This is a genomic window from Paenibacillus soyae, from assembly GCF_024623455.1.
Lineage (GTDB): Bacteria > Bacillota > Bacilli > Paenibacillales > Paenibacillaceae > Pristimantibacillus > Pristimantibacillus soyae.
In genome coordinates this window covers 290,249-316,262 of record NZ_JANIPJ010000006.1, presented here as the reverse complement: position 1 = coordinate 316,262, position 26,014 = coordinate 290,249, and the positions used below count along the sequence as shown (strand labels likewise).

Genomic DNA, 26,014 nt, shown 5'->3' with positions numbered 1-26,014 from the left:
AGTACGGACGGGATAAGCGCTGAAAGCATCTAAGCGTGAAGCCCCCCTCAAGATGAGATTTCCCAATTAGTAAGACCCCTTGAAGACGACGAGGTTGATAGGTTCGGGGTGGAAGCACGGCAACGTGTGGAGCTGACGAATACTAATCGGTCGAGGGCTTATCCTAAGATACCCCACAAAGTGAAGCGTAGGCTTCGAGGAGTATTCCGATTACTTTGCGGGGGCCCCAAATTCAGCATAAAGATCATTCAGCTAAAACTTTCGTATCCAGTTTTCAATGTGCAAACATTGAATCATATTCCCTGATAGCTCAGTTGGTAGAGCACTCGACTGTTAATCGAGTTGTCACAGGTTCGAGTCCTGTTCGGGGAGCCATTTCCTGGAGAAGTACCCAAGTGGCTCAAGGGGACCCTCTGCTAAGGGGTTAGACTGCGTAAGTGGTGCGAGGGTTCGAATCCCTCCTTCTCCGTAGTACTTATTTCATTGATCGAATACGGCCCGTTGGTCAAGGGGTTAAGACACCTCCCTTTCACGGAGGTAACAGGGGTTCGAATCCCCTACGGGTCACCATCTTTATGCCGCTGTAGCTCAATTGGTAGAGCAACTGACTTGTAATCAGTAGGTTGGGGGTTCAAGTCCTCTCGGCGGCACCACCCTAAGCGGAAGTGGCTCAGCGGTAGAGCATCGCCTTGCCAAGGCGAGGGTCGCGGGTTCGATTCCCGTCTTCCGCTCCATTCACTCGGGACGTAGCTCAGCTTGGTAGAGCACCTGGTTTGGGACCAGGGGGTCGCATGTTCAAATCGTGTCGTCCCGACCATTTTTAAATTAGATGAAATATACATAACGAGAACCACTAATTGGAGAGCGATAAGCTCCGAGTTGGTGGTTTTTCTTTTTGTGTCCGCTACTGTCATGATTTAGGTCGGTTCGGGCAATAGTATAAACATACTGGTTGTCCAGAATCCACACGAGAGAGGAATGTGCATCCTTGTTCAGGAACTACCGCAAACGTGCTGCAACCCTTCTGTTTGCGACAATGCTGGCCATTGCTGCAGGAGGTTCATCCGCACAAGCGGAGCCGAATGCTTATCATTTTGGTTTCAAGAAAAGCGTGGAGGGGAAGCTGCCGTCCATTGATCAAGAAGGCTTTAAGCCGATTGTCACGAAGCATGGTGCTCTCTTCTTGGGCGACACCACTCGCAAAGAGCTATTCCTGACGTTCGATAATGGTTACGAGAATGGCTTAACCGCTAAAATTTTGGATGTTCTCAAAGAAAAACAAGTGCCAGCGGTGTTTTTCGTTACGGGTCATTATGTGAAGGATCAGCCTGAATTGTTGAAGCGGATGGCATCGGAGGGCCACATTATTGGCAATCATTCATGGAGCCATCCCGACATGACGACATTATCCGAAGAATCGATCAAGATCGAATTGGATAAAGTGAAGGAGCAAGTTCAGAGCATTACAGGACAGCAAAACATGTTTTATCTGCGACCGCCGAGAGGCATATTTAACGAAAAAGTGTTAGCGACGAGCAAAAACGCGGGTTATACCAGCGTATTCTGGTCTATCGCCTATAAGGATTGGGATGTTCGAGCGCAGAAGGGAGCATCCTATGCGTTCCAGCAAGTAACCAAGCAGCTGCATCCCGGCGCGATTCTCCTGCTGCATTCGGTGTCGCAGGACAATGCCGACGCGCTCGGCAGCATTATTGACGAAGCAAGAAGACAGGGCTACGAATTTAGAAGTCTTGATGCTTTGCAAGCAAACAATCAATCGCCAATCGTTCCGGATAAGTTAAATCCTTAACGGCTGAAAGTTCGAAAGCCTCCTATACCCTAGGAGGCTTTCGCGGTTTTTCAGTGTTGGACTGATGAATCAACCGGGCGAACATTTCTTGGTATCTTTGCCTGACGAGATCGCGCTCCGCCGCCAGCGTACCGGTAAGCTTCTTCGTGCTCATATTGTCGTGCATCCGATATTGAACAAGCGGTTCGTCCAAATAATAAAAATCGTGTATGGGGATAATGCGGCACCAAAGATCGTAGTCCTGCGTACATCGGAGATTTTCATCGAATAAACCGATTGTATCGAAAATGTCCCGCTTGAGCATAACCGTACATCCGTTAATAACGTTGCCGCCGCGCATCGCCTCGTAAAACTGCTGCTTAGAGGCAAAGCGCGTGCCATGGCGCCCCGTGATGTGGCCCTGTTCATCGATAAACTCAAATGCGGTGTAGCTGGCGGCCGCATCTGCGGAGAGCATAAAACGTATTTGCTTGGCAATCTTGTCAGGCGAATAAAGATCGTCGGAGCTAAGCCAAGAGAAATAGTCTCCGCGCGCTTGCCTGATTCCCTCGTTTAAGGCGCTGCCGGTTCCGCCATTCGTTTTCTCTATATAGCGGATACGGTCGAGATAAGGCTTGATTCGTTCTATATGCTTGGTGGAGCCATCGTTGACGACGATGACTTCCGTGCGGGGATAGCTTTGAGCCAGCGCGCTTTCGATAGAGGATGCGATATAGGGACAATTATAGGTCGGGATCACAATAGAGACGAGCGGCTCGTAGTCAGTAGCGATAGGAGATCAGCCTCCTTTCTTCATATTCTCTACGAGGACGGTGATCCTACAATTTGTTGCGCGAGACCGTCATACAAGCGACCTAAACGCTGCTCCATATGCTCCCAGCAGAAATGATCCCGCATCATGTTTCGGGCATTTTCGCTCAAGACCTGCAGCCTTTTCCGATCCTTGCGCAGTTGATCGAAGCATTCGGCGTAATGGGCGGCTGTAGGTGTGGCGTGATCGATGACGATGCCGCAATCGAATTTCCGGATGACGCGGGCCATCTCCGGACAATTGTTTACGACAACCGGCACGCCGTTGTTCAAGTAGCTGAAAAACTTGTTCGGCAGCGCGATGCTGTAGTTAAGCGGCGTGGTGGAAGCTTGAATATCGTAGTCGATCCAGCCTACGTCCACATCCGACATATATTTTGGAATATCCTTGTAATTTACCCAGCCGCATAGTTCGATTCGGTCTTGTACCGCCGCCGGCAAATCGATCGGGGCGCCGGCTTTGCCGCCTAATATTTTGAAGCGGAAGTCGAAGGATTGGCTGCATATTTCCGTAATACCGAATAGCTTGTCGCTGCTGCCTTTGTCCTTGTGCATATACCCTTCGTAGCAAGCGACGAAAGTATCCTTCGCAGCAGGAGCCGGCGCGTACGTATCGGAGAGCGGGGGAGAGTTATAGATCACCTCGACCGGCAAGGATGGCAGCGCGTTGTTGTACCAAACCGACATCGCGTCGGAAACCGTAATGACCGTATCGACCTCCGGAAGCATCCTCTTCAAGATCGGCACCTTATCGCCTTCCGTAATTTCGTGGCTGTCATAAATAAGTTTGACCGACTTGCCTTTCAATTGTTTAAGCGCCCGCTTGATCCCGATTCCCGAATACAGCGAGTGGTATTCGTGGGCATGGTATATATCCGCTTCTTGCGCCAATCCGACTTTATATAAGGGGTCTTCGAAGTAAATATGACTGCCGTTCCGAATCGCTTTGTCCATATGGGCCTGCTGAGGCATACGGGGCGTATAGGATACGACCCTAACCGATTCATGCACGAATTCCTGTTCCAGGAACCGGTCGGTGAACGGAGTTCCGTCGATATCGTACATATATCCCGCACGGTTGCGCGGGACAACCAGGGTAACCTGATAGCCCAGCTTCACAAGGCTGATCGCCTCTCTCTTGAATATTCGAGCGTCCGTAAACGGATGTTGGAGCACGAGCATACAGACATGAGGCTTTGAGCTTGTTTGTTGCACAGTAAATCCTCCTTCTTAGTCGTAGAAGCCTCCGTCTTGCAGCATTTGTTTAATTTCGGTTTTGGGCAAAATCGTAAGATTGGACTGATAGGAAGGAAACCCGGCTTTGGCCAAAGCCGAATACTTGTCGATGAGCTGCCGTGAAGGCTCCTCCGGCAAAATTACAAAATATTGCCCGCCGTACTGATAAGTACGCTCCGCTTCGTAATGGGACACCAGAACCTCGTGCAGCTTCTCTCCGGGGCGTATGCCCGTTTCTTTGATCTTCGAGCTGCCGTCCGAAAACCGCTCGATAAGCACCTCGGCCAGTTGATCAATTTTGCAGGCCTTCATATTCATGACGAATATTTCTCCGCCAACGGAATCGATCGAGGCCTTCAGAAGCAGATCGATGGCTTCGGAGACGGTCAAGAAGAAACGCGTCATTTCGTGCGAGGTGAGAGGAATGTCTTTTTTCTGCTGCAGCAGGCTTTTGAAATAGGGGACAACGCTGCCCTGCGTGCCGAGCACGTTGCCTCCCCTGACGCAGACGAAGCGCGTCGTTTCGCTTAACGAGTTGGCCCGGATCATCAATTTCTCCGCAAACGCTTTGGTCATGCCGTAGAAGTTAATCGGATCGACCGCTTTATCCGTGGATACGTCGATGACTTTTTTGACGCCGTGCTGGATGCTTGCCCGTATGACGTTTTCCGTTCCGATTACGTTTGTTTTGAGCGCTTCGTCGGGCTGGTGCTCGCATACGGGAACATGCTTTAGAGCAGCCAAATGGAAGACGTAGTCGACGTTCCGGCAAGCGTCCGTCACAGCTTCTTGATCCCTGACGTCGCCGATGACAAAGCGCAGATCGGGATGATCGAATGAGCGCTGCATCTGAACCTGCGCAAATTCGTTGCGGGAGAAGACTCGTATTTCCTTCGGCCGGAAGGGCAGGAGCTTGCGAGTCAGCTCTTGGCCCCAGGAGCCGGTGCCCCCGGTGATCAGAATCGTTGTGTCTTTAAACATGATGAAGTCCTCCCAATACCATATTCACGACTTTCACGGAAACATCGGGGTCCAAATAGCCTTCCGGACTGACCCAAGCCTTCCGTCCGGCGGACATGAGCTTGACGCAATCCGCAATACGGTCGGATTCGATGCCCGATACGACGCTGCTTCCGCAAAGGACGGTCTCCGGCCTCTCCGTGCTACGCCGAATAATGACGCTGGGTACGCCGAGTATGCAGCTTTCCTCCTGCACGGTTCCGCTGTCTGTTACGACGCAGCGCGCATTCGCTTGCAGCTTCACGAATTCGAAGAAACCAAACGGCTCATACAGGCGAATAAGCGGATTAGCTATAGCGACGCCAAACGCATCCAGCTTCGTTTTCGTTCGAGGATGGACGCTGCAAATAACCGGAATCTGAAGCTCATCCGCAACTCTGTGAAGTCCGTCCATAATGCTCCGAAGCGTTGACTCATGATCGACGTTCTCCGCCCGGTGCGCCGTGACAAGGATATAGTTGTTCGATACGAGCTGCAAATGATTTAGTATATCGCTTGCCTCTATGGGCTTCTTGTAATGCTCGATCACTTCGTAAATGGGATTGCCGGATACCCATATTCGAGTGGATGGTATACCTTCTTTCAATAGATTGTCACGCGCTCCTCTCGTGTAGGGAAGATTAAAGGAGGAGACGGTATCGATAACCTTGCGGTTCATCTCTTCCGGAACGCGGGGGTCGAAGCAGCGGTTGCCTGCTTCCATATGATAGACCGGTACGCCGATCCGCTCGCTAAGAAGAGCGCAGAGGGCGCTGTTCGTATCTCCCAAGATGAGCACGCGGTCCGGCTGTTCTTGGCGGATAATGGATTCCACCTCGGGGAATAGGCTGCCGATTTGCCCGCCGAATGAGAAGCTCGGCAGATCGATCCTATAATCCGGCTGACGAAGCTGCAGCTGGCTAAAGAAGATGTCGTTCAGGAACGGTTGTTTGTTCTGTCCCGTATGCACAAGCACATGCTTGGATGCGAGCTGATCCAGCTTAGGTATGATTCGGCTTAGACGGATAATCTCGGGCCGCGTCCCGATAATCGTCATTACTTTCATGATCGGTAGCTCCTTTCTTTCGGGCTGGCTGGTTGCCGCGGTCGATCCCGCCTTTGCCGTCGGCGATTCCGATCACGAACTTAGGGTGGCGAATGCTGTCCACGACCATATCGCCTTTCATGCCGATTACGCCGCCGGCGACGTAGTAACGGCCGTCTCGGCGTTCGCGGCCGGAAGTATTCTCGATAAATTGCTCCGTGGATAAGATGCCGTCGACGATATGGGCAAACGCGATCCGGACATCTAACCGGTACAGAAGATGGCCGCGCGCGTTCGCTTCATGTACGGCCTCCTCATGGAGCGTGCCGATCCCGCCGTCGATAATGAGCGCATGCGGCGATAACGAACGGATCATCTCGGCGGTTAGAACGGGATACCCTTGCGTAAAGCCGATTAGAATTCGAGCTCCTTCGGCCGCGGCCAAGGGATTGGAAGCTGCTATAATTTTCCCTTGGGTATGCTTGCCGCTAATGGCGTTCAGCGCTTCGGCCAGCAGCGGGGCTTTGTCGTCTCTCCGGCAGATATTGACGTGAGCGCCTCGTTCGGCAAGCGCAAGGGCCGATTTGGTCCCCAGATTGCCCGCGCCGATGACTGCGGCTCGCGCTCCGGATACATCCGGCAGCAAGCTGCTGATCAACAGGTCGCAGGCGAGCGCCGTTACATCGTTGCCTTTGTAGGTTCGGACCTTGCTTTTCCGGGCAAGTGATCGGGCAAGCGATACAAAGCTGGCGGCATCGGGCGATTTGCTCTCCGCGTCGATGAAGAGATAATCGGCTTTCCCGTCCGCGAACGAGCAAATCTGGGCGAGCTGCTCGGCATGCCGAATAATGAACGCGCAAGCCACGAAACGGCTGGACTCCCTGACGGGAGCGATAATAAGGGGCGGGTTATCCGCCCGCGCGGTGGTGCCTATCATCACGATGGACAGTCTTCGGCTTGCCGCAGCTTCAGACAACATGTTCATAATCGGCTGCTTCCAATCTGCTTGTTCGTTATTCAGAGCCGATCATCCCCAAAGGCGAATCTTGTTGTCCGTTAGCTATGATTCTCTCGAGCACGGCCATGACAGCATCGGATTGCCGGGGAAGCAAGTTCTCTAATTGCTCTAAGTCTTGCAATAGCCGTTCGGTGTTCAGCGGCTTCGGTATAATGACGGAAATATTCGGATGCGAGCTGGGCGAGACGATTTCTTCGTCATAGGTTAACGATTCCTTGACCTTCTCTCCCGGACGGATCCCGATGAATGTGATCGGAATGTCGCGTTCGGGCTCCAGACCGGCAAGCCGGATCAGCGCTTTCGCCAATTCGAGCACATTAACGGGTTCGCCCATGTCCAGGATAAAGATCTCGCCGCCCTTGGACAGAGCGCCGGCCTGGAGCACGAGATGAACCGCCTCCGGAATCGACATAAAGTATCGCACCATGTCCGGATGGGACACCGTGAGCGGTCCGCCTTCAGCCAATTGTTTTTTGAATATGGGAATGACGCTCCCTCGGCTTTCGAGCACGTTGCCGAAGCGAACGACGGCAAATTGCGTTTGGCTATTCTCGGATAACTGCTGAATAATCATTTCGCTGACGCGCTTCGTCGCGCCCATTACGTTGGCCGGATAGACGGCTTTGTCCGTGGAGATGAAAATAAATTTTTTCACCCCATATTGCATCGAAATCTCGGCGACGTTCCTCGTTCCCCAGACGTTGTTCAGAATAGCCGCCAGCGGATTCTTCTCCATCAAGGGCACATGCTTGTGGGCCGCGGCATGAAAGACGAGCTCCGGCTGGTGCAACCGGAATACTTCATTCATTTGATTCCGGTCTTGAATGTCCGCGATGATGCTCTCGACGGCAAGCTCGGGGAAGCGTTCTCTCACTATCATATCTATCGAAAAAATGCTATTTTCCCCATGCCCAAGCAATAGAAGCTTCTTCGGCCGCTGCGCCGCGACCTGAAGCGCCAGCTCGGAACCGATAGAACCGCCGGCGCCCGTAATCAGCACGACGCTGCCCATTAAGTACTGGACGGCGCCGGGACTCGCAGCCTTGACGCTTTGCCTGCCCAGAAGCCGGCTCACATCGAGCGCGTCAATGTCCACCTTGCGCAATATCTCTCACTCCTCTCCTAGCTCACTATGGTCATAGTATATGTGCGAAATGGTAGAGTGCTTGGATGGCAGCCTTGAACAAGAAAGGGATTATGAAAGCCAAATGCTTCCATAATAAAGCTTGTTTATGCGTAGGTAACTGCCGTTTCGATTCCCGAAAATAAAGATATGATGGGAGAAGGAAGCCGATAAAGCTTCTTAGAGGAGGCAGTTCAATGAAAGTACTTCATTTGCCGTATAATCCGGCAGGGCAGATGAGCTCGCAAGCGTTAGCGCTCCGGAAAGCCGGCGTTCAAGCATCGTTCTGCACTTATGGGGAAAGTGTCTATAAGTATCCGACGGACATTCGTTCGCCTATTGCCCATGTATACGGCGCTAAGCGTATATCGGCCATGGATCACTTTGCGCGGGAGGCGCTGCAGCAGTACGACCTTTTCCACTTTCATGGTGGATTGACCTTCTCCAACAGCTATCAATATCCCGATCTACCGCTGCTGGAGGGGAAGAAGAAGATCATGAATTTCTGGGGCTCCGAGGTCCGAAGGCTTTCGATCGCCGAAACCAACAATCCATATATCCGGGTCAAGCTGACCGATGAAGCCGCTATTGAAGAGAGACTGAAGAAGCTGTCGGCCCACTTCGAGCACGTCATCGTACCGGACTACGAAATATTCGAATACGTAAATGAGTATTTCGAGAACGTTCATATTATCAGGTATGTCGTGGACCATGAGGGCATCGTTCCTCATTACCCAGCCGTTGATTCCACCAGGCCGCTGATCGTACATGCGCCAAGCGAACCCTACTTAAAGGGGACCGAATTCGTGTGCGCGGCAATCGAACAATTGAAGACCAAGGCGGATTTTGATTTCAGGCTGGTGCAGAATATGCCTCATTCCGAAGCTATGGCCTTGTACAAGGATGCGGACATTATCGTGGACCAGCTGTGCCTTGGCGTCTATTCGATCCTGTCCATTGAAAGCATGCTGCACGGCAAGCCGGTTATCACGTATATTAGAGACGATCTGAGGGAGAGGTATCCGGCGGATCTGCCCGTCGTCTCGGCGAATCCGGATACGATCGAAGAAACGCTGCTGCACCTGCTGCAGCATCCGGAGGAGCGGTACCGGCTGGGCGTAGAAGGCCGCGAGTACGCGGTCAAGCACCATTCGCCGGAGAAAATAGCGCAGGAGCTGCTTGAGATCTACAGTAAGCTGTAATAAGAAAAAAGCTCCTGGGAAGGCAAGGCTAGGGCCGCCAATTCCGGAGCTTCATAGGGTCAAGTGAAAGTGCGGCGGAGAGGAAACTAACTTCTCCGCCGCATTATTTATGTCAATCGGATCGTGAGATGCTGTTCGCCGCCTCCGTCTTCCAACTCTATATAGGCTTCGGGGCCGACGATCAGATCGAACTTGCTATCGCCTTCGCGGTTTCCGTCTCCGTCTCGTAGAAACTGCAGCTGGTAGCGGGTTTGGCCGAATCGATAGGTCACCTTGTAGCCCGACCATTCGGGAGGGACGCAAGGGTTCAGGTATAGACGGCTGCCTTGCCGGCGCAGGCCTAGAATCCATTCGATCCCGCTTTGATACATCCAGCTTGAAGCCCCGGTATACCAGGTCCAGCCCGCATGGCCTTGATGCGGTTCGGCGGTGTACACGTCCGCCGCCATTACGTAAGGCTCGCCGTAATAGGTCCGAACCTCGCGCTCTGTCCGCGTATGGTTGACCGGATTAAGCATGCGGAACAGCTCGAATGCCTTGTCGCCGCGTCCCAGCTTGCACCAGGCGACGATGCTCCAGATCACGCCGTGCGTATATTGCGCGCCGTTCTCCCGAATGCCTGGCGGATAGCCCTGAATGTAGCCCGGGCTCGGTTCGGTCCGGTCGAACGGCGGGGTGAGAAGCCTCACGACGCCCATCTCCCGGTCGACAAGCTCGCGATCGAACGACTGCATCGCCTGCAGGGCGCGGTCCGGCGCGGCCGCTCCGGAGATGACGGACCAGGACTGGGCGATGGCGTCTATGCGGCATTCCTCGTTATGCAGGGAGCCGAGCCACGTTCCGGCATCCGTGAAGGCCCGACGGTACCACTGGCCGTCCCACGCATGCTGGTGAAGGGATTCGGCAAGCTTCTCGCGGGCCGACCGGTACCGTTCGCCGCGTTCGCTGTCGCCGCGAGCCTCGCATATAGGCTCGAAGCGCTTCAGCACCTCGCAGAGGAACCAGCCAAGCCAGACGCTTTCGCCGCGTCCTTCGTCGCCGACCAGATTCATGCCGTCGTTCCAGTCGCCGACCCCGATATGGGGCAAGCCATGCTCGCCGATCCGCTGCAGCGACTTGTCGATGGCTCTGCCGCAATGCTCGTAGATGCTGCCGGCCTGGCTGGAACGGACAGTCTCTTCGTACCGCTCATGCTCGCCATCCCGCAAGGTTTCGCTAGTCAGATATGAAACCTGTTCCTCCAGCACCGTCCCGTCATCCGTATGCTCGATGTAGCGGGACACCGAATAAGGCAGCCATAGAAGGTCGTCGGAGAACAAGGTGCGGATGCCGCGGTTCGTCTCCTCGTGCCACCAATGCTGCACGTCTCCTTCCTCGTATTGGTGGGACGCGCTGAGCAAAATTTGGCGTCTCGTCAGCTCGGGCCTCGTGTGGAGGATAGCAAGCGAGTCTTGAAGCTGATCCCGGAAGCCGAATGCTCCGCCTGCTTGATAGAAGGCGGTTCGAGCCCACATGCGGCAAGCGAGCGACTGATAAAGCAGCCAGCCGTTAAGCAGGATGTTCGTCTCGGGAGAAGGCGTGTCTACGACGATCTGGCCGAGCGTCTCCTCCCAATAAGCGGCGGTCCCTTGCCAAGCGGCATCGCAGCTCGCCGCTTCGGCATATTTCCGGGAAAGCGTCGCGGCCTGCGATCTGGAAGAGGCGCACCCGAGCAGCAGGATCACTTCCGACTCTTCGCCGGGCTGTAGGCTCAGCTTGCGCTGAATGGCGCCGCAGCTAGCGTAGTGAACCCCGTCCCGCCTGTTCAGGCTTGCGCGCGTCAAGGCGGCGGGCCGTTCCAGGCTACCGTTTCTTCCAATGAACGCCGACTGATCCGCCGTCCACGACAGGTCCTCGTCTTCCGTTGCTTGCTGCGGGAATACGCCTAGAAATGGCGTCGCTTCGCGGAAGATATCCTGATAGCGATTCTGGGCCGTCAAGATTTCGGCTTCGGCGTCCCATTCGCTGGCGATAAAGGAGGCATTCGATTGGCGCTGCACGCCGATGACCCATTCGGCATAATACGTGACGGATATTCGTCTCTCCGCCTTCGAGTCGTTCTTCAAGCGCAGCCGCATGATTTTGACGGGATCGTCCATTGGCACGAACAGCTTCATCGTATGGCGAATGCCGTCCCGCTCATGCTCGAAGGTCGTGTGGCCAAGTCCATGGGTGACCAGGTACGGAGCCGAGTCGCTGCCCGCGGTAGGCGCGATTGTCCATACGCTGCCGGAATCCTCGTCGCGCAGGTATCCGACTTCTCCCGGAGGGTCGAGCACCGGATCGTTCGACCAGGGGGTCAGCTTGCATTCCCGGCTGTTGCGCCAGAACGTGTACCCGGTGCCGAGCTCGGAGACGATCGCGCCGAATTCGGGATTCGCCAAGACATTGATCCATGGAGCGGGCAGATGCTTGCCGTCTTCAATCAGCAGCTTGTACTGCTTGCCGTCCGGCGTAAAGCCGCCCCAGCCATTATGGAACAACACGTCCTTGGCATCGAGCGTGACGGACCGCGAGGTCCGGGCTGCGCTTTGCTCGGACGCAAGCCGCGGCTTGTCTCCTAATAACAACGGCTCCGCCGGCTTAAGCTCTGCCGCGTCCGCGGAGGACTCGGCGCCGGCTCTCTCTTGGCGCATTCGGCTGCGATCGGCAATCCGGCGCGCTCCCGCGCCTCGAGGCTGTCGAAGCTGAACGGCGAGCGAAGGCCCGCTCGCCCGCAGATGCAGCTTCGCCACGGAGAGCAGCAGCGTCTCGTCCTCGTCCGAGAGCCTTCCGGCAGGAAGGACGTGGATGCTCGCATGGCCCGCGCCGAATCGGTCGACGCCGTGCTCGACGGCCCGGCTAAGCGCGTCCTGCAGATCCTGTTCGTAGCCGTCCGAGGATCGGTTCAAGAGGACCAGATCGAAGCGGATGCCGAGTCTGCGCAAATACTCATGGCCGGTAAGCAGCTTGATGGCGAAAGGAAGCCTGCTGCGATTATCGATTTCGGCGAGAATGATCGGCTTGTCTCCCGATATGCCGTATGCCCACAGCCCGGGCTGTCCTTTCGTGTTGGCCTCGATCCTTGTACCGCGCTCGCCGCTAAGCGGAGGGGTATACAGCACTTGAGCGGCAAGCCGTTGGAAGACGAACGCATCGGCCAGCTCCAGTCCAAGGCTGCGAAGCTCGATTCGGCTGCGCGTCCAGGCCAGCTGGAACGTCCGTTCCACGGCATGCGATTTCGTCAGTCCGGCCGTTCCTTCCAGCGCGGCCTCCTTCGTCTCGGCCACCGAAGTCACCGCGTAGAAGATTGCCTGGTCGCCGGGCTCCAGCTGCACGCGCCGCCTCATGACGAAGGCCGGGTCCGCGACGGAGCCTGTCTTCCCCTTCAGCCGGCTGCGGATCGATTGCGGCTCCTCCAGGCGGTAACCCCGCCCGATGAAAGCCGAGCGGTCGGTTTCGAATTCCGGATCGCCGACCGCTCTTCCTTCGGCAACCAGAGTATGCGCGGCCCAGAGCGCTTGGTCCTTGGCCTCGCGCTTCCGTCGGCTGGCTACGAGACAGCCGGTGCCTTCCTCGTAAGCGGTGCGGATGAACAGCTTGCTGAAGGCGGTGTGCGCGTCGTCCGCGATCGGATTCGCCAAGGCGAGCTCCAGATAGGACGTAACCTCCAGCACCTTCGGTTCGTTGCCTTCATTGGTCAGCGTAATGCGCCGGACCTCCGCGTCGGTCTCCGGAGAAACGCAAATTTCCATCCGCGTAAACACCTCTCCGAAGCGGCGTTCGAACGTCGCTTTGTCCGGCTCGAACCGGGAGCGCTGCTCCGGCGTCTCCGTCCGGCAAGGCTGGAAGGAGGGAGACCATATCCGGTCGGAGGCTACGTCGCGGACGTAAATATAGGAGCCCCACGAGTCTCGTACGGGTTCCTCTCTCCACCTGGACACGGAAAGTCCTTCCCAGCTGCTGAAGCCGCTGCCGCTCGCCGTGACGACCGTGCTGAACCGGCCGTTCGACAACACGCAGGCCTCCGGAGTCGCGGTATGAGGCGAGGCGAATTCCCGTATCGGCTCGGCTTGATTCGGCAAGGCTTCTCTGCCCGACAACAAGCGGTGCAGAGCGGGATGGCGAATCATTTTGAATCGGCGGGGGATTCGCTCTTGCAGCAGGAGCTCTGCCGCGCGAACCTCCTTGTTCCGATGGAAACGGTCGATCATGGACTGGGGGAGCAGCAAGTTGGATAAGGTGAGCAAGCTCATGCCCTGATGATGGGCCATGAAGCTGCGGATGACCGCATGGCGGCCGTCCTGCTTCAGGCGCCGCGGCGTAAAATCCATCGCTTCATAATAACCGTACTGTCCCCGGCCCCCGAGCTCCTCCATCCGTCTCAGCGAGCGCAGTCCTTCCTTCGGCGCGTAGGGCAGGGCCATGATCGTCGCGTAAGGGGCCAGCACCAAGTCCTGCTCCAGCCCGCGCTTGAAGCCGAGACCGGGTACCCCGAAGGCGCGATACTGATAGTTTAATTGATGATCGAATGCGAAATAGCCGGATTCGGAAATGCCGAACGGCACGTTCCGCTGCTTGGCGTATTCGATTTGGCGAGAGACGACGGCCTTGTAGGTGCTGTCCCAAATCGTATCCCGGTACGTCCTCATAAGCAGCCATGGCATCAAATATTCGAACATCGTGCCGCTCCAAGAGAGCAATGCCGGCTGACTGCCGACCTTGGTCATCGTTCGGCCGAGCGCGTTCCAATGCGAGACCGGCACCTGCCCCATCGCGATGGCGACAAAGCTTGCTTGCCTTGCCTCGGAAGCGAGCAGATCGTACAAGACCTCGTCCCGCTCGCGCCGGGTGACGTGGTAACCGAGAGAGAACAAATTCGTCTTCGCGTCGTAGAGCTGGCGGAAGTCGGTGCCTCGGGCCAGCGCGTCGATCCGGGCAGCCAGCCGGTTGCCTCTCGTCATTAGGTCGCCTTTGCCGGGCGAGCCCAGCTCGTTAGCGAACGCGACCTCGAACCGATTCGTCCGCCGGCTACCGGCCCCGGCACGGTCTGGCGAATCCGCTTTGCTGCCCCAGTCCGCGCGCATCCACTCGATCAAGCCTTCCTTCACGGCCAGAAGAGACGCTACCAAATTGCCCGAGTCCACCGTGGACACGTAGATGGGCATGAGCGGAGCGAGCGATTCCGTATCATACCAGTTGTACAGATGTCCTTCCCACTTCTCCAGCCGTTCTATCGTACCGATCGTCCGCTCCAGCCGTTCGATCAGGCCGGCCGTATCGATGAAGCCGAAGTCCCTCGCCGCGACCGCGCATACGGCGTACATGCCGATATTGGTAGGGGAGGTCCTATGCGCAATTCCGCGGTCCGGCTCCAGCTGCACGTTGTCCGGGGGAAGCCAGTTATCCTTCTCCGTCACGAAGTCTTCGTAGAACGACCAGATATCCCGCGCAAGCTCGTGCAGCGTTTCTTTCTCTTGTTCAGAGAAGGCAGCTTCACTCCTCTCCGCGGAACCGTCGAGCCATCTTACGACCAGCGGCGCCGCACACCATAGAAGCGCGATCGCGAAGCCGATAATCCTCCACGCGGCCGTCGAATCGGCCAAAGCGGTAATCGCGAACATCAGCGCGGCGAAGGCGTAGCCGCCGAGCATCCCGGCGAGGGGCGGCGCTCCCGCCTTGCCGCTTAACCGCTCCACTTCGGCTTGGCTCGTCCATTCCAGCAGCCGGCGCTTCGACACGAGCAAACGGTAGAGCGTGCGAACGACGGCATCCAGCAGCATCGCGCTTTGGAACGGAAGAGTGATAAACGACAGCGCCGCATGGATGGCCGTTCTCCCAATGCCGGAAGGGTTCCGAACCCAGCCGGCAAGCGAGAACAGCTGGCGAATGACGGGCAGAAGCAGAGTCAGTGCCGCGATGGCCAACCAACGCGTCGGAGCTCCCGGCAGCAGCGGCGCCGCCAGCAGAATCGCCAGCAGAGCGGGCTGCAGCAGGCTGCGCCTCAGATTGTCCGCGATTTGCCAGCGCGTCATGGCCGACAGACGAGTGGGGACGAGCTTCCCCTTGCCGTCTCTCGCGGCGCTCCTCAGCCAAGGCAGCAGCTGCCAGTCTCCGCGCGTCCAGCGATGAAGCCGCTTCTGATGCGACAGGTAAGTAGGCGGATGATCGTCGATCAGCTCGATGTCCGACAGGAGACCGGCTCTCAGGAAGCCGCCTTCGAGCAAATCATGGCTGAGCACGCGGTTTTCCGGGAAACGCCCGCAAAGCACGCGGTGAAACGCGTCGACGTCGAATATGCCTTTGCCGGTGAATATTCCCTGGCCGATAGCGTCCTGATACGGATCCGACACGGCGAAGGCGTAAGGATCAAGTCCGGCCTCGGAGGCGAAGAGAGACGTTAATCTCGACTTGCGCGCGCTCTCGTACGTCATGCCGATGCGCGGCTGGAGCACGCCGTAGCCCTCGGCTACGACAGTCCCGCTTGAATCGAGCCGCGGGCGATTGTACGGGAGATGGATCGCTCCGATCATGCGGCGGGCGCTCTCGAGCGGAAGGAGCGTATCGGCGTCAAGCGTAATGACGTAGCGAATCCTCTTATGCACGGAGGTATCGCCGTATATGTGGTCAAAGCTAGTCTGCCGGTCGCCCTTCAGCAGCTTGACGAACTCCTCCAGCTTCCCGCGCTTGCGCTCCCACCCCATCCATGCGCGTTCGGACGGGTTCCACCGGCGGCCGCGATGGAACAAATGAAAGGAGGCTGCCGGATATTCGCGGTTCAGCCGATCGGTCTCCGCCTTCGCGAGCCGCAGCACGGCATCGTCCTCCGGCAGCTTCTCCGCGTCCGCGTCCTGCAAATCGCTAAGCACGCCGAAATGAATGTTCGGCTCCCGATTGGCCAAATAGTGCTGCTCCAGCCGGTCGAACGTCGCTCTTATGTTATCCGTGCTGCTCCATATGACGGGCATGACGACCATCGTCGACGCTTCCTCCGGCACGCCTTTGGAGAAATCGTAGCGCAGCAGGCGAATCGGCCGCGTCATTCGTTCGATAAGCCAATGAACGGCCGTTACCGCCCACTCGCTCGCGGGAATCAGAAGCAGCAAGAGGCCTGCTGCGATCGCGCCGGCAGATACGGGGAGGGCCAGTCCTCTGGAGGCGCCGATCGTTAGGCAGAAACAGGCGAGCGCGATAAGCGTCCCCCAGGCGACCATCTGCAAATAAAGTCCGGACGCCCGGAGCCGCAGGCCGGCTTCCGGAAGAGCGCCGGCCTTGCCGCATTGCTTGAGCGCTTGCCGCAGCTCTTTCATGCCTCGCGCGTCGAGCAAATAATAGGAGACATAGCTGCTTCTGGCGGGGAGCGCCTCTTGCTCGGCTTCCGAAGCGTCAGCATCCGAGCCGCGTTCGCCGGCCAAACGGACGGCCTCGGAGGCCACCAGCTTCTCGGGAACCTTCATGCGCCGGGCAAGCTGTTCCACCCGATACCGCAGCGTCTGCCGGCTGCCGGCGTCCAATCGGGGATAGTCGCCGGACTTCTCTTGCCGCAGCGTCTGCTCGATGATGCTGACCCGCTCGAACAGCTCGCTCCACAGCCAGCGCGACAGCTTGCGCAGGCTGCCGATGACATTGCCCGTGCCGACTTGATATTCGGCTTGAAGACGGTATTCGTAGGAGAGGATCGAGTCCAAATCCGAAGGTTCGTTCTCCAGCTTGCAGACCAGCCACTCCCCGACATGGGCGGAGTCCTCCGCATGCTCTCGGAGATGCTTGACGAGATGCACGGTCATCGCGCCGGATAACGGCATTTCGACCTGCTCCGCTTCGAGCGCTTGCTTGAGCCGCTCTGGAGTCAACTCGGAAGCGGGGATCCCGGCCAGCATGCGTTCGACCTGCGCGCAGACGGCGCGGCGTTCCTTGAGCGGCTCCGCAAGCGAGACGAGCCTGCGCACGAGCTCCATCTTGAGGAAGATCGGGATGGCCCAGGCTTCGGCTGCCGTCAGCACGGCTACCTCCTGATAGGCGTCCAAATAAGCGACAAAAAGGTCCTCGTCGAGCAGTCCGTCGGTAAAAGCAAGATAGGCCTCGCATATCGAAGAGACACGGGTTTGATTGCTTTTGCTGAGCACGGGAAGCGACTGAGCAGGGAAATCGTCCAGCCCCAAACGGATGCCGGCCAGCTCCGCTTCCAAAAATTCCGAGTGGTCCAGCAGCCATTCCTCGGCGGGCTGCCCGCAGACGACGGCGCGTTCATTCAATTCGGCGATGTAACGCCGAAGCTCCCGGACATCCTCCTCCATCCATAACCACAGCGATTTTGAGGAGACCCGTTTGCCGTGAGGATCATGCTCCAGCGCAAGCTTATGGGCATGCTCCTGCATTTTTTTTTGATTCCATTCCATTTACCTTAATCCCCCATGGATTCGAATAGTAGAAGAGTACTTCATTACCATTCCGAATTTTGGAGGATTTTATAAGCGATTCTTGCAAATAGGTGTGAAATTTTCATGAAAGGAGCGATTTTGATTATAGCTTTAGCCCGGAAATTTGATCGCAGGAATAGAAGCAGAGGGGGCTTGTTAAGGCCTACGCAGTTCTCATTCATTGTCATTTGTCTGAATCAATGCCATTAACAGGAAACCTGATCCATTTTTGTTGACTCATTACTATTTAGGGGCCATAATGGTTTGTAGGCGTATACATGGGAAGTAGGATAGCAAACAAGGGAAACACAGGCATTTCGGTCGATTCATCGATCGGAGTGCCTTTGTGCTTGTTTAGGCGTTTTTACATTTAATGTATAGCCGAATCCATTGGGAACGAGGGGGTGCTCCTGTATTTTTGAAAGAGGAAGGACAATGGCATGTACAAATCGAGAGGAAAGCTAAATGAATACGGAGGTCGTTATATGAGTCCATTCATCGCAAGCGTAGACCAAATGAGAACAAGGGGTAAAATTTACGATGAACCATAGGAAATCGTCTAACCCGTACCGTTCGAACGAAGTCCCCTTATTCGAAGCAAAACTCTGCGACGAAGGAGGGAGACATTCATCGTATGGATCACATGATCTTTGAAGTAGGCACTGCCCTATTGCTGGTCTCGGCCGCATCCCTGCTTGCAGGAAAACTAAAGTTTTCTATCATTCCTTTTTTAATCGTTCTTGGTATGATAGTAGGTCCTCACGCGCCGGTTTTCGGCATATTCGATTTTACGTTCATTGAAAGTCAAGATGTGATATCATTTCTTGGAAGAATCGGGGTCCTGTTTCTGCTATTCTACATCGGGCTGGAATTCTCGGTTTCCAAGCTGGTCAAGTCCGGCCGCAGCATCGTATTCGGAGGAACCGTATATGTGCTTCTTAACTTCGTCATCGGCATGATTTACGGCTTCTTAGTCCAGTTTCCGTTGTACGAAACTTTAATTATCGCGGGGATGCTCTCGGTCTCCTCTACCGCAATCGTAGCGAAGGTGCTGGTCGACCTAAGGCGCACGGGCAATTCGGAGACCGAGCTCATATTGGGCATGATCTTGTTCGACGATCTGTTCCTCGCCGTGTTCCTATCCGTCATGTCGGGCTTGCTGCTCGGCGGAGCGACTTCGATTGGCGGAATCCTATTATCCGTAGCGATGTCAATGGGTTATATGCTTCTGTTCTTCATTATCGCAAGAAAAGGAACTCCCGTCCTAAACAAGCTATTAAACATTTCTTCGAACGAAATCTTTATTATTGTCATGTTCTCGCTGCTATTCTTCATAGCCGGCTTCTCCGAAACCTTGCATGTCGCGGAAGCGATCGGCGCTTTGTTATTCGGACTTGCTTTGTCGGAGACGGAGCATAGCAAGAGGATTGAGCATTTAGTGGTCCCTTTCCGCGACTTTTTCGGCGCGGTCTTCTTCTTCAGCTTCGGATTAAGCATTGATCCGCTAAGTCTTGGTGACGCGGCATGGATGGCCATAGGGGCAGTCGCGCTTACCATCCTAGCCAATATGATCGCCGGAATGATCGCCGGTCGTAACGCGGGGTTATCCCACAAGGCGTCCACCAACATCGGTCTAACGGTAATGGCTCGGGGCGAGTTTACGATCATCGTGGCGAACCTGGGTATTTCGGCGGGACTGATGCCTTTGCTGAAACCATTTTCAGCGCTATATGTCTTGATCCTGGCTATTATCGGCCCTTTGTTGGCCAAGGAATCAAAGCATATATACGCGGGCTTGAATAAGATCTTTAAATGGAGCAAGCCAAAGGAAAAGCAGCAAGCGAAACAAAACAGTGTAGAATTATGAGCGATGGAGGTTGTTATTTCACATGGGAATTATTAGGGAATCCGATCTTCCGGGAATAGGGAGAAAATATCAGATAGAAACGGTATCGGGCGACAAAATCGTCGTCGTGATCCATGATGACGGCCGAAGAGAAATTTATCACTTCGAGGAGGATGACCCGGAGCAAACGATTTCTCAGGTTATATTGGAGGATGACGAAGCGAGGCAGATCGCATCGATCATCGGCGGCATGAATTATAAACCGAAGGCGCTGGAAACGATACAAGTGACGCTTGAAGAGTTGGTCATTGAATGGTGCAAGCTGGAGCCCTCCTACAGGTGCGTGAATAAGTCCATCGCGGAGCTGCAAGTCCGGCAGCGGACGGGAGCCACTATTCTGGCTGCGATCGAGAAAGGAAAGCAGAAAATCAACCCCGGGCCCGATGATATCCTGCTTGCAGGCATGACGATCGTTATGGCGGGTGAGCGGCAACAGATCAGGCAGCTGAAGGAGCTTCTTCAGAACGGGTAAAGGCAGGTTCATATCAATATCGTGAAGGTAGTGAAAGGGAGGCAGCCGGTTGCCTCCCTTGTTTCTTGTGCGCTGCTTAACCCGTCACGCCTTCCCGCTTGCGGAATAAGCGGACATGACCGTGCTGGAGCGGTTGTATGGATTCGCTTCCCGATCGGCGGAATCGAATGTCTATTATATGCTAGTAAAAGACCAAATAATCGAGGTTTGTTTATCAATATTGAACTATAGTGTAGAGGTTCATCATCAATTCGAGTGGGAAGCCGCTACAATGTGAGAGATAGTTAGAGTTTTTCCAGGAGCGTGAGAATATGACAATCGAAAAGAACGACCTTTATCGGGATTTCAATGCGCCTCTCGAGGACCGCGTGAACGACTTGATTGCCCAACTGACACTGGACGAGAAAGTGGGGCTTATGCCGCAGTACCAGATCGCAATAGAGCGTCTCGGCGTGCAAGCATACAAGCATGGCACGGAGGCGGCACATGGCATGGCTTGGCTCGGGGAAGCGACCAGTTATCCTCAGCCGATCGGTCTCGCTTGCACATGGGATAGCGAGCTGCTTAAGAGAATCGGCGGCGCGATTGGGGACGAAGCCCGAGGTTTCTACAAGCAGAATCCGAATGTTAACGGCTTGACCCTGTGGGCGCCGACGGTCGACTTGGAGCGGGACCCCCGTTGGGGCCGGACGGAAGAGGCGTATGGCGAGGATCCGGTATTGGCCGGCAAACTAGCCGCCGCGCTCACGCAAGGCATTCAAGGGGACCATCCTTTTTATTTGAAGGCCGTTGCCACGCTGAAGCATTTTATCGGCAATAACAATGAAGCGGGAAGAGGCGATACATCCGTCAGCCTTGATCCGCGCAACCTGCGCGAATATTACTTGAAGGCGTTCGAGATCCCGTTCAAGGAAGGCGGCGCCCAGTCGATGATGTCGGCATACAATGCGATCAACGGAGTGCCGGCGAACCTCAGTCCGCTCGTGATCGACATCGTGAAACGCGAATGGGGCATGAACGGCTTTGTCGTTAGCGATGCGTTCGACGTATCGGGCACGATGCGGGATCATCGTTACGTAGAGACGATGAAGGAAGCGGTGGCCCGGTCGATCCGGGAAGGCGGAATCGACAGTATTACGGAGGATGCGGCAGCAGTGACGGAAGCGATCCGCGAAGCGTTGAAGGACGGGCTGTTGACGGAGAACGATCTGGATGCCGCGCTTCGGAACACGTTCCGCGTTCGCTTCCGGCTCGGCGAGTTCGACCCGCCGGAGCGAAATCCGTATGCCGCGATCGACGAATCGGCGATCCTCCATCCGAAGCACGCGGAGCTCGCGAGGGAGGCGGCGCAGAAAGCCGTCGTGCTGCTCAAGAACGAAGGGCAGACGCTGCCGCTGCAGGCTGACAAGCTGAGCAAGGTCGCCGTCATCGGCCCGCTTGCCGATGTCGTGTATCGCGATTGGTACAGCGGCACATTGCCTTATGCGGTTACCCCGTTGCAGGGAATCCGCGAGAGATTGGCCGCGGAGGGGACAGGCGCCGAAGCGTCGTATTCACCCGGCACCGATCGCGTGCGCATGAAGGCTGCCCGCAGCGGGCGGTATGTCCGGCTCAGCGACGATGCAAAGGCTCCTTTGGCCGCTCGCGCGGAGAAACCGGAAGAAGGAGACGTATTCGAGATAACGGACTGGGGCTGTGGCAGCCATACGTTATTTGCGCTGCGCAACAGCCTTTATGTCACAACGGACGACAAAACTTTGCAAGCGTCGGCTCATCGGATATGGGAGTGGTTTACGAAGGAAGTGTTCCAGATCCAGTATGCGGATCAGGGCAGCCCCCTAGTTACCGCCTCGACCTGGAACGGAACGCCTGTAACGATCGATGACGAGTCGGGCGTACTGCTCGTCGGTGACGGCCAAGCGGCCGAAACCGCAAACGCTATTAACGTCGGAGGCGCAGCGGAGGTGGGGAGTTCGGTTGCCGGAACGCATGCCGACGCGTTCGAGTTCGAATGCGTGTCGAACGGCTTGGATGAGGCTGTCGCATCGGCCCGCGAAGCCGATGCGGCGATCGTGTTCGTCGGCAATCATCCGCTGATCAACGGCAAGGAGACGATGGACCGGCCCGACATCGCGCTGGCGGAATCGCAGGAAAAGCTGGCGCTTGCGGTAATAGAGGAGAACCCGAATACGATTGTCGTGGTCGTCGGCAGCTACCCGTTCGCCTTGAACGCCTTGCAGGAGAAGGCGAAGGCGATCGTCTACACGTCCCATGCAGGGCAGGAGCTCGGCCGCGCCGTAGCGGACGTGCTGTTCGGCGATGTCAATCCCGCGGGCCGAGTGAACATGACGTGGTACAAGTCCGTCGACCAGCTGCCGCCGTTCATGGACTACGACATCATCCGCGGCGGCCGAACGTATCTATATTTCGAAGGCGAACCGCTGTATCCGTTCGGACACGGCCTCTCGTACAGCGTATTCCGTTACGATGACCTCGAGTTGTCGCCGAACCGCGCCGAAGCCGGGACAGACAAGACCGTTCAGGTTTCATGCCGCGTGACGAACATAAGCGAGCGTGAGGGCGAAGAGGTCGTGCAGCTTTATGTTCGCGCAGACAAATCCCGCGTCAAGCGTCCCCGCCTTCAGCTGGCGGAATTCAAGCGAATCTCTTTGGCTCCGGGCGAGTCCGCGCAGGTGACGTTCCAACTAAAGCTAGAGTCGCTGGCCATCTGGGATGTAACGCGCGACCGGTTCTGCTTAGAAAGCGGAACGTACACGGTCATGCTCGGCGCTTCCTCCGCCGATCTGCGGCTTGAGGGCCGCCTTGCAGTCGACGGCGAAACCATTCCGCCGCGCGATCTTAAGAGAGTGACGCGGGCCGCGAACTACGATGCTTATCAAGGCATTCGTCTCGGCGAATGCAACGAAGGCGGAAGCGCCGCATCCGTGAGCGGCGATAAAGGCTGGCTTGCCTTCCATGATGCGGAGCTCGGCGCAGGGATTTCCGCGGTCGAGCTGCGGGCAGCCGCCTCAGTGGATGCCGTGGTCGAAGTTCGGTTAGATGGACCGGACGGTCCAATCGCAGGCAAATGCAAAATTACGGCTGGCGGAGATCAGAACTGGCGGAGCCTCACTTGCGGGCTGACAGAGGCCACCGGCAGGCGGGACGTGTACATCATGTTGAATGGGCCGATTTCCCTCGCGTGGTTCCGGATGATGGCCGACAAAGTATAACTGAATACTCCGGGTTTTACCAAAAAAACGCCCCGGTATATGTTGTATCAACATATGCCGGGGTGTTTGATTTGCAAAAAATCATTGACTTAGTCTAAAAGCCTTGGGTGAAAGTCCATAGGTCTTGGAAAACTTGCGAGTGAAATAATTGCTGTCGTTAAAGCCGCATTCGTATGAAATTTTGGTAATGGGAAGTCCGCTTTGCCTGAGCAGCATACGCGCTCGCTCCAAACGAAGTCGTTGCAGGTAGGAGATAGGAGTCGTTTGGTAATAAGATTGAAAAATTCGATTCAGATGCCGAACCGAAATATTGGATCTTGCCGCGATTTCCTCGAGAGTAAGAGGCTCCAGATAGTGATCTTCGATGTAGGAGATCGCATTCGCCAGATGCATCAGGTTGCTGTCCGTGCCGTTCTCCTGCTTGTTATACTGTCTGGACAAATAGACGACGAGTTCCATGAACCTGGAATTGAGCATGGTCTGATAACCCTGTTGCTTATCGTTATATTCCTTGATCATCCCTGCGATGATCGATGAGACGTGCTCCAAGCTCGGAATCGACAAACTCAGGCCGCTTTGAAAGGAATGAATATTGCGATATAAAGGCTCCAAAACAAAAAGCGCCTGATAGCCGTTGGAGGTGCTTAAATCGGGACCTGCGCTTCGTAGCAAGTCGGACCGGAACATAATATTGCAAATTTTGAATTCATGAGGATTTTGGTAAGCATGGGAGATAGGACCGTTGATGATGAACACGTTCCCCTTCTTAATAAAATAGGTTTCGGAATCGACGATATGCGTTGCGTTCCCGTTCAATACGATCACGAGTTCGGTGAAGTCATCATGCTTATGAAGGGGCGTATCCTCATTGTGCTCGCCATACTGAATAAAAAACGGAAATTCCTTGTCTCTGGTAAACCAGTTCAAATAAGCGCTATTCACAGAGTTCGATTTCAATGCACTTCCTCGCAAGTTTGACATCCAACAATACCCCTCTTTCTGTAATCGTTGTATGCGGTATCATTGTTAATTTTAGCTTCGTGAAATAGATGATCATACAGCCAAAAACGTACTAAAAAGCATGCCAAAAATCGTTATTGAAACAGGAGACAGAGACAGGAACATGACTAAATCATGCTAAACCCATGTCTGTAAATTGAAGGTTTGTATAGATTTTTTCCAATATGATTTTAAAAGAGCTAGGAGTTGGAACGATCGGGAGGTGAGGAGCGCCGCTGTGAGGATAGCAGTGCATGAAGTCTAGTCGTTCGATTTGAAATGACAGCGATTACAATTCAATTTCAGGGGGATGACCATGAACAAAAAACTGGTAATGCTGCTTGTTAGTCTGATGCTGATCTTCTCGATGGCGGCTTGCAGCAGCGGGAGCAATGAAGGAAGCGATCCGGGAAGCACCAATGCAGCTACCGAAGGGCCGTCAAACGATCCGGCGGCGACGAATGCTTCGGGGGAGAACGCTGACACCGGCGAAGGCGAGGGAGATTCCAATGAAACGCCGGAGATGGATTTCGATATGGGCGGCAGAACAATCAAGATCGTAAACTTCTGGAGTTTGGAAATCCCGGAAGACAATCCCGACAATATCCAAAGGAAGAAGAACCTTGAAGCTCTAATGAAAAAACATAATTTCAAGGTTGAATACGTTGTCATCGATTACGCCGAGTACCAGAACAAGGTTACAGCCTCGCTGCTTGCCGGCGAACCGGTAGGCGATATCATCTCGATAGCCAGATCCTACACCATTCCAACGTTGGTCAGTCAAGATCTGTTGTGGCCGGTAGACGAATATACGAAAAACGAAAAAGTGTTCGATCCGAAAGTAACGAACGAGTTTATGCAATACGAGGGAAGAGGGTATGGTTTTGGCGGGTACCCGGGTGGAGCAACCGGATTTTTCTACAACCGCACGTTGATGAACAATCTCGGATTGAAACCGCTTCAAGAATATGTGGATGAAGAGAACTGGAACTGGGAAACGTTCATGCAAGTGATCAAAGAGGCTAATAAAGATACGAACAACGATGGAAAGCTTGATACATGGGGACTGGCTGGCGGCGGCTTTTTGGATTCAGCGCTTGCTTCCAACGAGACAGCCTTGGTGAAGGGGGATAAGCAGAACCTGGATGATCCTAGAACCGTCGAAACTTTGAATTTCCTATCCAAACTGAGCACCGAAAAACTCGTCAGACCTTCAGAGGGCGGAGATTGGACGGAGCCAAGTCAATTTTTCCGTCAAGGCAACACGTTGTTGTATTTAAGCGGAGCTTATGAGGCGGAAGGTTTGAGGAAAGACATGAAGGATTACGATTTCGGCTTTATTCCTTTCCCTAAAGGACCGAGTGGAACTTCCTACAATACGCCTGATAGCAATCCGTGGGCAATGGTCATTCCGAAGGCAGTCGAGAATCCGGAGCAGCTCGTTTATATCTGGGAGAAAATAGAGACATACGACTCCGTTTATGACTATAATCTCCAGTCTTGGTACGAGTCGATGTTTGATAACGAAGTCGATATCAATAATGTTAAGGTCGCGTCGAACAGATTCTATCTCGACAGTTTAGCTACGTTCCCTAGCATGCCGTACTATGAGTTTGGTGACGAGATTGCGAAAGGCCAATCCGTATCCACGGTCATCGAGACGTATAAAACGCCTTTCCAGGCGGCAATCGATGAAGTCTATAAGAAATAGCGATTGAAGTGA

The 26,014-nt window shown here is 55.0% G+C and carries 14 protein-coding genes, 6 tRNA genes and 1 rRNA gene; 13 read left to right on the top strand and 8 right to left on the bottom strand.

The genetic code is table 11. The features are described 5' to 3' along the window. The 8 genes from NQZ67_RS11235 to pdaA form a co-directional block, all read left to right on the top strand. Nucleotides 1–166, top strand: a 23S ribosomal RNA gene (locus NQZ67_RS11235); the annotation flags it as partial. 133 nt (nt 167–299) lie between these two features. Next, a tRNA-Asn gene (locus tag NQZ67_RS11230) sits at nt 300–375 on the top strand. A 6-nt stretch (nt 376–381) separates the two neighbouring features. Next, nucleotides 382–469 (top strand) — tRNA-Ser (locus NQZ67_RS11225). Between the two features lie 26 nt (nt 470–495). Beyond that, nucleotides 496–570: transfer RNA gene (locus NQZ67_RS11220), tRNA-Glu, on the top strand. Between the two features lie 7 nt (nt 571–577). Next, a tRNA-Thr gene (locus NQZ67_RS11215) sits at nt 578–653 on the top strand. A gap of 6 nt (nt 654–659) precedes the next feature. Then, nucleotides 660–734, top strand: a tRNA-Gly gene (locus NQZ67_RS11210). Nucleotides 735–740: 6 nt separating this feature from the next. Further along, nucleotides 741–817 (top strand) — tRNA-Pro (locus NQZ67_RS11205). A gap of 219 nt (nt 818–1,036) precedes the next feature. Further along, nucleotides 1,037–1,810, top strand: a complete 774-nt coding sequence (pdaA, locus tag NQZ67_RS11200) for a delta-lactam-biosynthetic de-N-acetylase (RefSeq protein ID WP_257445487.1) — start codon at nt 1,037–1,039, stop codon at nt 1,808–1,810. A 22-nt stretch (nt 1,811–1,832) separates the two neighbouring features. Here pdaA and NQZ67_RS11195 read toward each other — a convergent pair whose 3' ends face one another. From NQZ67_RS11195 to NQZ67_RS11170, 6 genes are all read right to left on the bottom strand, one after another. Next, the gene (locus NQZ67_RS11195) at nt 1,833–2,549 is read right to left on the bottom strand and encodes a glycosyltransferase (RefSeq protein ID WP_257445457.1); all 717 of its coding nucleotides are present in this window, start codon (nt 2,547–2,549) and stop codon (nt 1,833–1,835) included. A 62-nt stretch (nt 2,550–2,611) separates the two neighbouring features. Next, entirely contained in the window at nt 2,612–3,835 is a 1,224-nt protein-coding gene (locus NQZ67_RS30610) for a glycosyltransferase (RefSeq protein ID WP_257445455.1), read from the bottom strand. Between the two features lie 15 nt (nt 3,836–3,850). After that, nucleotides 3,851–4,837, bottom strand: a complete 987-nt coding sequence (locus NQZ67_RS11185) for a polysaccharide biosynthesis protein (RefSeq protein ID WP_257445453.1) — start codon at nt 4,835–4,837, stop codon at nt 3,851–3,853. Further along, nucleotides 4,830–5,921, bottom strand: coding sequence for a non-hydrolyzing UDP-N-acetylglucosamine 2-epimerase (gene wecB / locus NQZ67_RS11180; protein WP_257445452.1), 1,092 nt, complete (start codon nt 5,919–5,921; stop codon nt 4,830–4,832). The genes NQZ67_RS11185 and wecB overlap by 8 nt, the downstream gene beginning before the upstream one ends. Next, nucleotides 5,857–6,885 carry a Rossmann-fold NAD(P)-binding domain-containing protein gene (locus NQZ67_RS11175; RefSeq protein ID WP_257445450.1) on the bottom strand — a complete coding sequence of 343 codons (1,029 nt, stop codon included), beginning with the start codon at nt 6,883–6,885 and terminating at the stop codon, nt 5,857–5,859. The genes wecB and NQZ67_RS11175 overlap by 65 nt, the downstream gene beginning before the upstream one ends. A 28-nt stretch (nt 6,886–6,913) precedes the next feature. Beyond that, nucleotides 6,914–8,014 (bottom strand): UDP-N-acetylglucosamine 4,6-dehydratase family protein, encoded by a 1,101-nt coding sequence (locus tag NQZ67_RS11170; protein WP_257445485.1) that lies wholly within the window; start codon nt 8,012–8,014, stop codon nt 6,914–6,916. Between the two features lie 224 nt (nt 8,015–8,238). Between NQZ67_RS11170 and NQZ67_RS11165 the strand changes: the two genes are divergently transcribed. Beyond that, nucleotides 8,239–9,243, top strand: coding sequence for a glycosyltransferase family protein (locus NQZ67_RS11165; RefSeq protein ID WP_257445448.1), 1,005 nt, complete (start codon nt 8,239–8,241; stop codon nt 9,241–9,243). A gap of 107 nt (nt 9,244–9,350) precedes the next feature. Here NQZ67_RS11165 and NQZ67_RS11160 read toward each other — a convergent pair whose 3' ends face one another. Next, on the bottom strand, nt 9,351–17,660 hold the full coding sequence (locus NQZ67_RS11160) for a glycoside hydrolase family 94 protein (RefSeq protein WP_257445446.1): 8,310 nt from the start codon (nt 17,658–17,660) through the stop codon (nt 9,351–9,353). A gap of 655 nt (nt 17,661–18,315) precedes the next feature. On the opposite strand from NQZ67_RS11160, the gene NQZ67_RS11155 reads away from it, so the two are divergent. The 3 genes from NQZ67_RS11155 (at nt 18,316) to NQZ67_RS11145 (ending at nt 23,292) form a co-directional block, all read left to right on the top strand. Further along, the gene (locus tag NQZ67_RS11155) at nt 18,316–19,548 is read left to right on the top strand and encodes a cation:proton antiporter (RefSeq protein ID WP_257445444.1); all 1,233 of its coding nucleotides are present in this window, start codon (nt 18,316–18,318) and stop codon (nt 19,546–19,548) included. Between the two features lie 22 nt (nt 19,549–19,570). Beyond that, nucleotides 19,571–20,059, top strand: a complete 489-nt coding sequence (locus NQZ67_RS11150; RefSeq protein WP_257445443.1) for a cation:proton antiporter regulatory subunit — start codon at nt 19,571–19,573, stop codon at nt 20,057–20,059. Between the two features lie 311 nt (nt 20,060–20,370). Further along, nucleotides 20,371–23,292 carry a glycoside hydrolase family 3 protein gene (locus NQZ67_RS11145; RefSeq protein ID WP_257445442.1) on the top strand — a complete coding sequence of 974 codons (2,922 nt, stop codon included), beginning with the start codon at nt 20,371–20,373 and terminating at the stop codon, nt 23,290–23,292. Nucleotides 23,293–23,373: 81 nt separating this feature from the next. Here the strand turns inward: NQZ67_RS11145 and NQZ67_RS11140 are convergent, their stop codons facing one another. Beyond that, the gene (locus NQZ67_RS11140; protein ID WP_257445483.1) at nt 23,374–24,234 is read right to left on the bottom strand and encodes a helix-turn-helix domain-containing protein; all 861 of its coding nucleotides are present in this window, start codon (nt 24,232–24,234) and stop codon (nt 23,374–23,376) included. Between the two features lie 373 nt (nt 24,235–24,607). Here NQZ67_RS11140 and NQZ67_RS11135 point away from each other — a divergent pair, with 373 nt between their 5' ends. Then, on the top strand, nt 24,608–26,002 hold the full coding sequence (locus NQZ67_RS11135; protein ID WP_257445441.1) for an ABC transporter substrate-binding protein: 1,395 nt from the start codon (nt 24,608–24,610) through the stop codon (nt 26,000–26,002). Nucleotides 26,003–26,014 lie beyond the last annotated feature (12 nt).

What these genes read in the sequence shown, in the direction of transcription:
- NQZ67_RS11175 (WP_257445450.1), bottom strand. Translation starts at nt 6,885, where the DNA reads ATGAACATGTTGTCTGAAGCTGCGGCAAGCCGAAGACTGTCCATCGTG.
- wecB (WP_257445452.1), bottom strand. Translation starts at nt 5,921, where the DNA reads ATGAAAGTAATGACGATTATCGGGACGCGGCCCGAGATTATCCGTCTA.
- pdaA (WP_257445487.1), top strand. Translation starts at nt 1,037, where the DNA reads ATGCTGGCCATTGCTGCAGGAGGTTCATCCGCACAAGCGGAGCCGAAT.
- NQZ67_RS11155 (WP_257445444.1), top strand. Translation starts at nt 18,316, where the DNA reads ATGGATCACATGATCTTTGAAGTAGGCACTGCCCTATTGCTGGTCTCG.
- NQZ67_RS11165 (WP_257445448.1), top strand. Translation starts at nt 8,239, where the DNA reads ATGAAAGTACTTCATTTGCCGTATAATCCGGCAGGGCAGATGAGCTCG.
- NQZ67_RS11150 (WP_257445443.1), top strand. Translation starts at nt 19,571, where the DNA reads ATGGGAATTATTAGGGAATCCGATCTTCCGGGAATAGGGAGAAAATAT.
- NQZ67_RS11135 (WP_257445441.1), top strand. Translation starts at nt 24,608, where the DNA reads ATGAACAAAAAACTGGTAATGCTGCTTGTTAGTCTGATGCTGATCTTC.
- NQZ67_RS11145 (WP_257445442.1), top strand. Translation starts at nt 20,371, where the DNA reads ATGACAATCGAAAAGAACGACCTTTATCGGGATTTCAATGCGCCTCTC.
- NQZ67_RS11185 (WP_257445453.1), bottom strand. Translation starts at nt 4,837, where the DNA reads ATGTTTAAAGACACAACGATTCTGATCACCGGGGGCACCGGCTCCTGG.
- NQZ67_RS11160 (WP_257445446.1), bottom strand. Translation starts at nt 17,660, where the DNA reads ATGGAATGGAATCAAAAAAAAATGCAGGAGCATGCCCATAAGCTTGCG.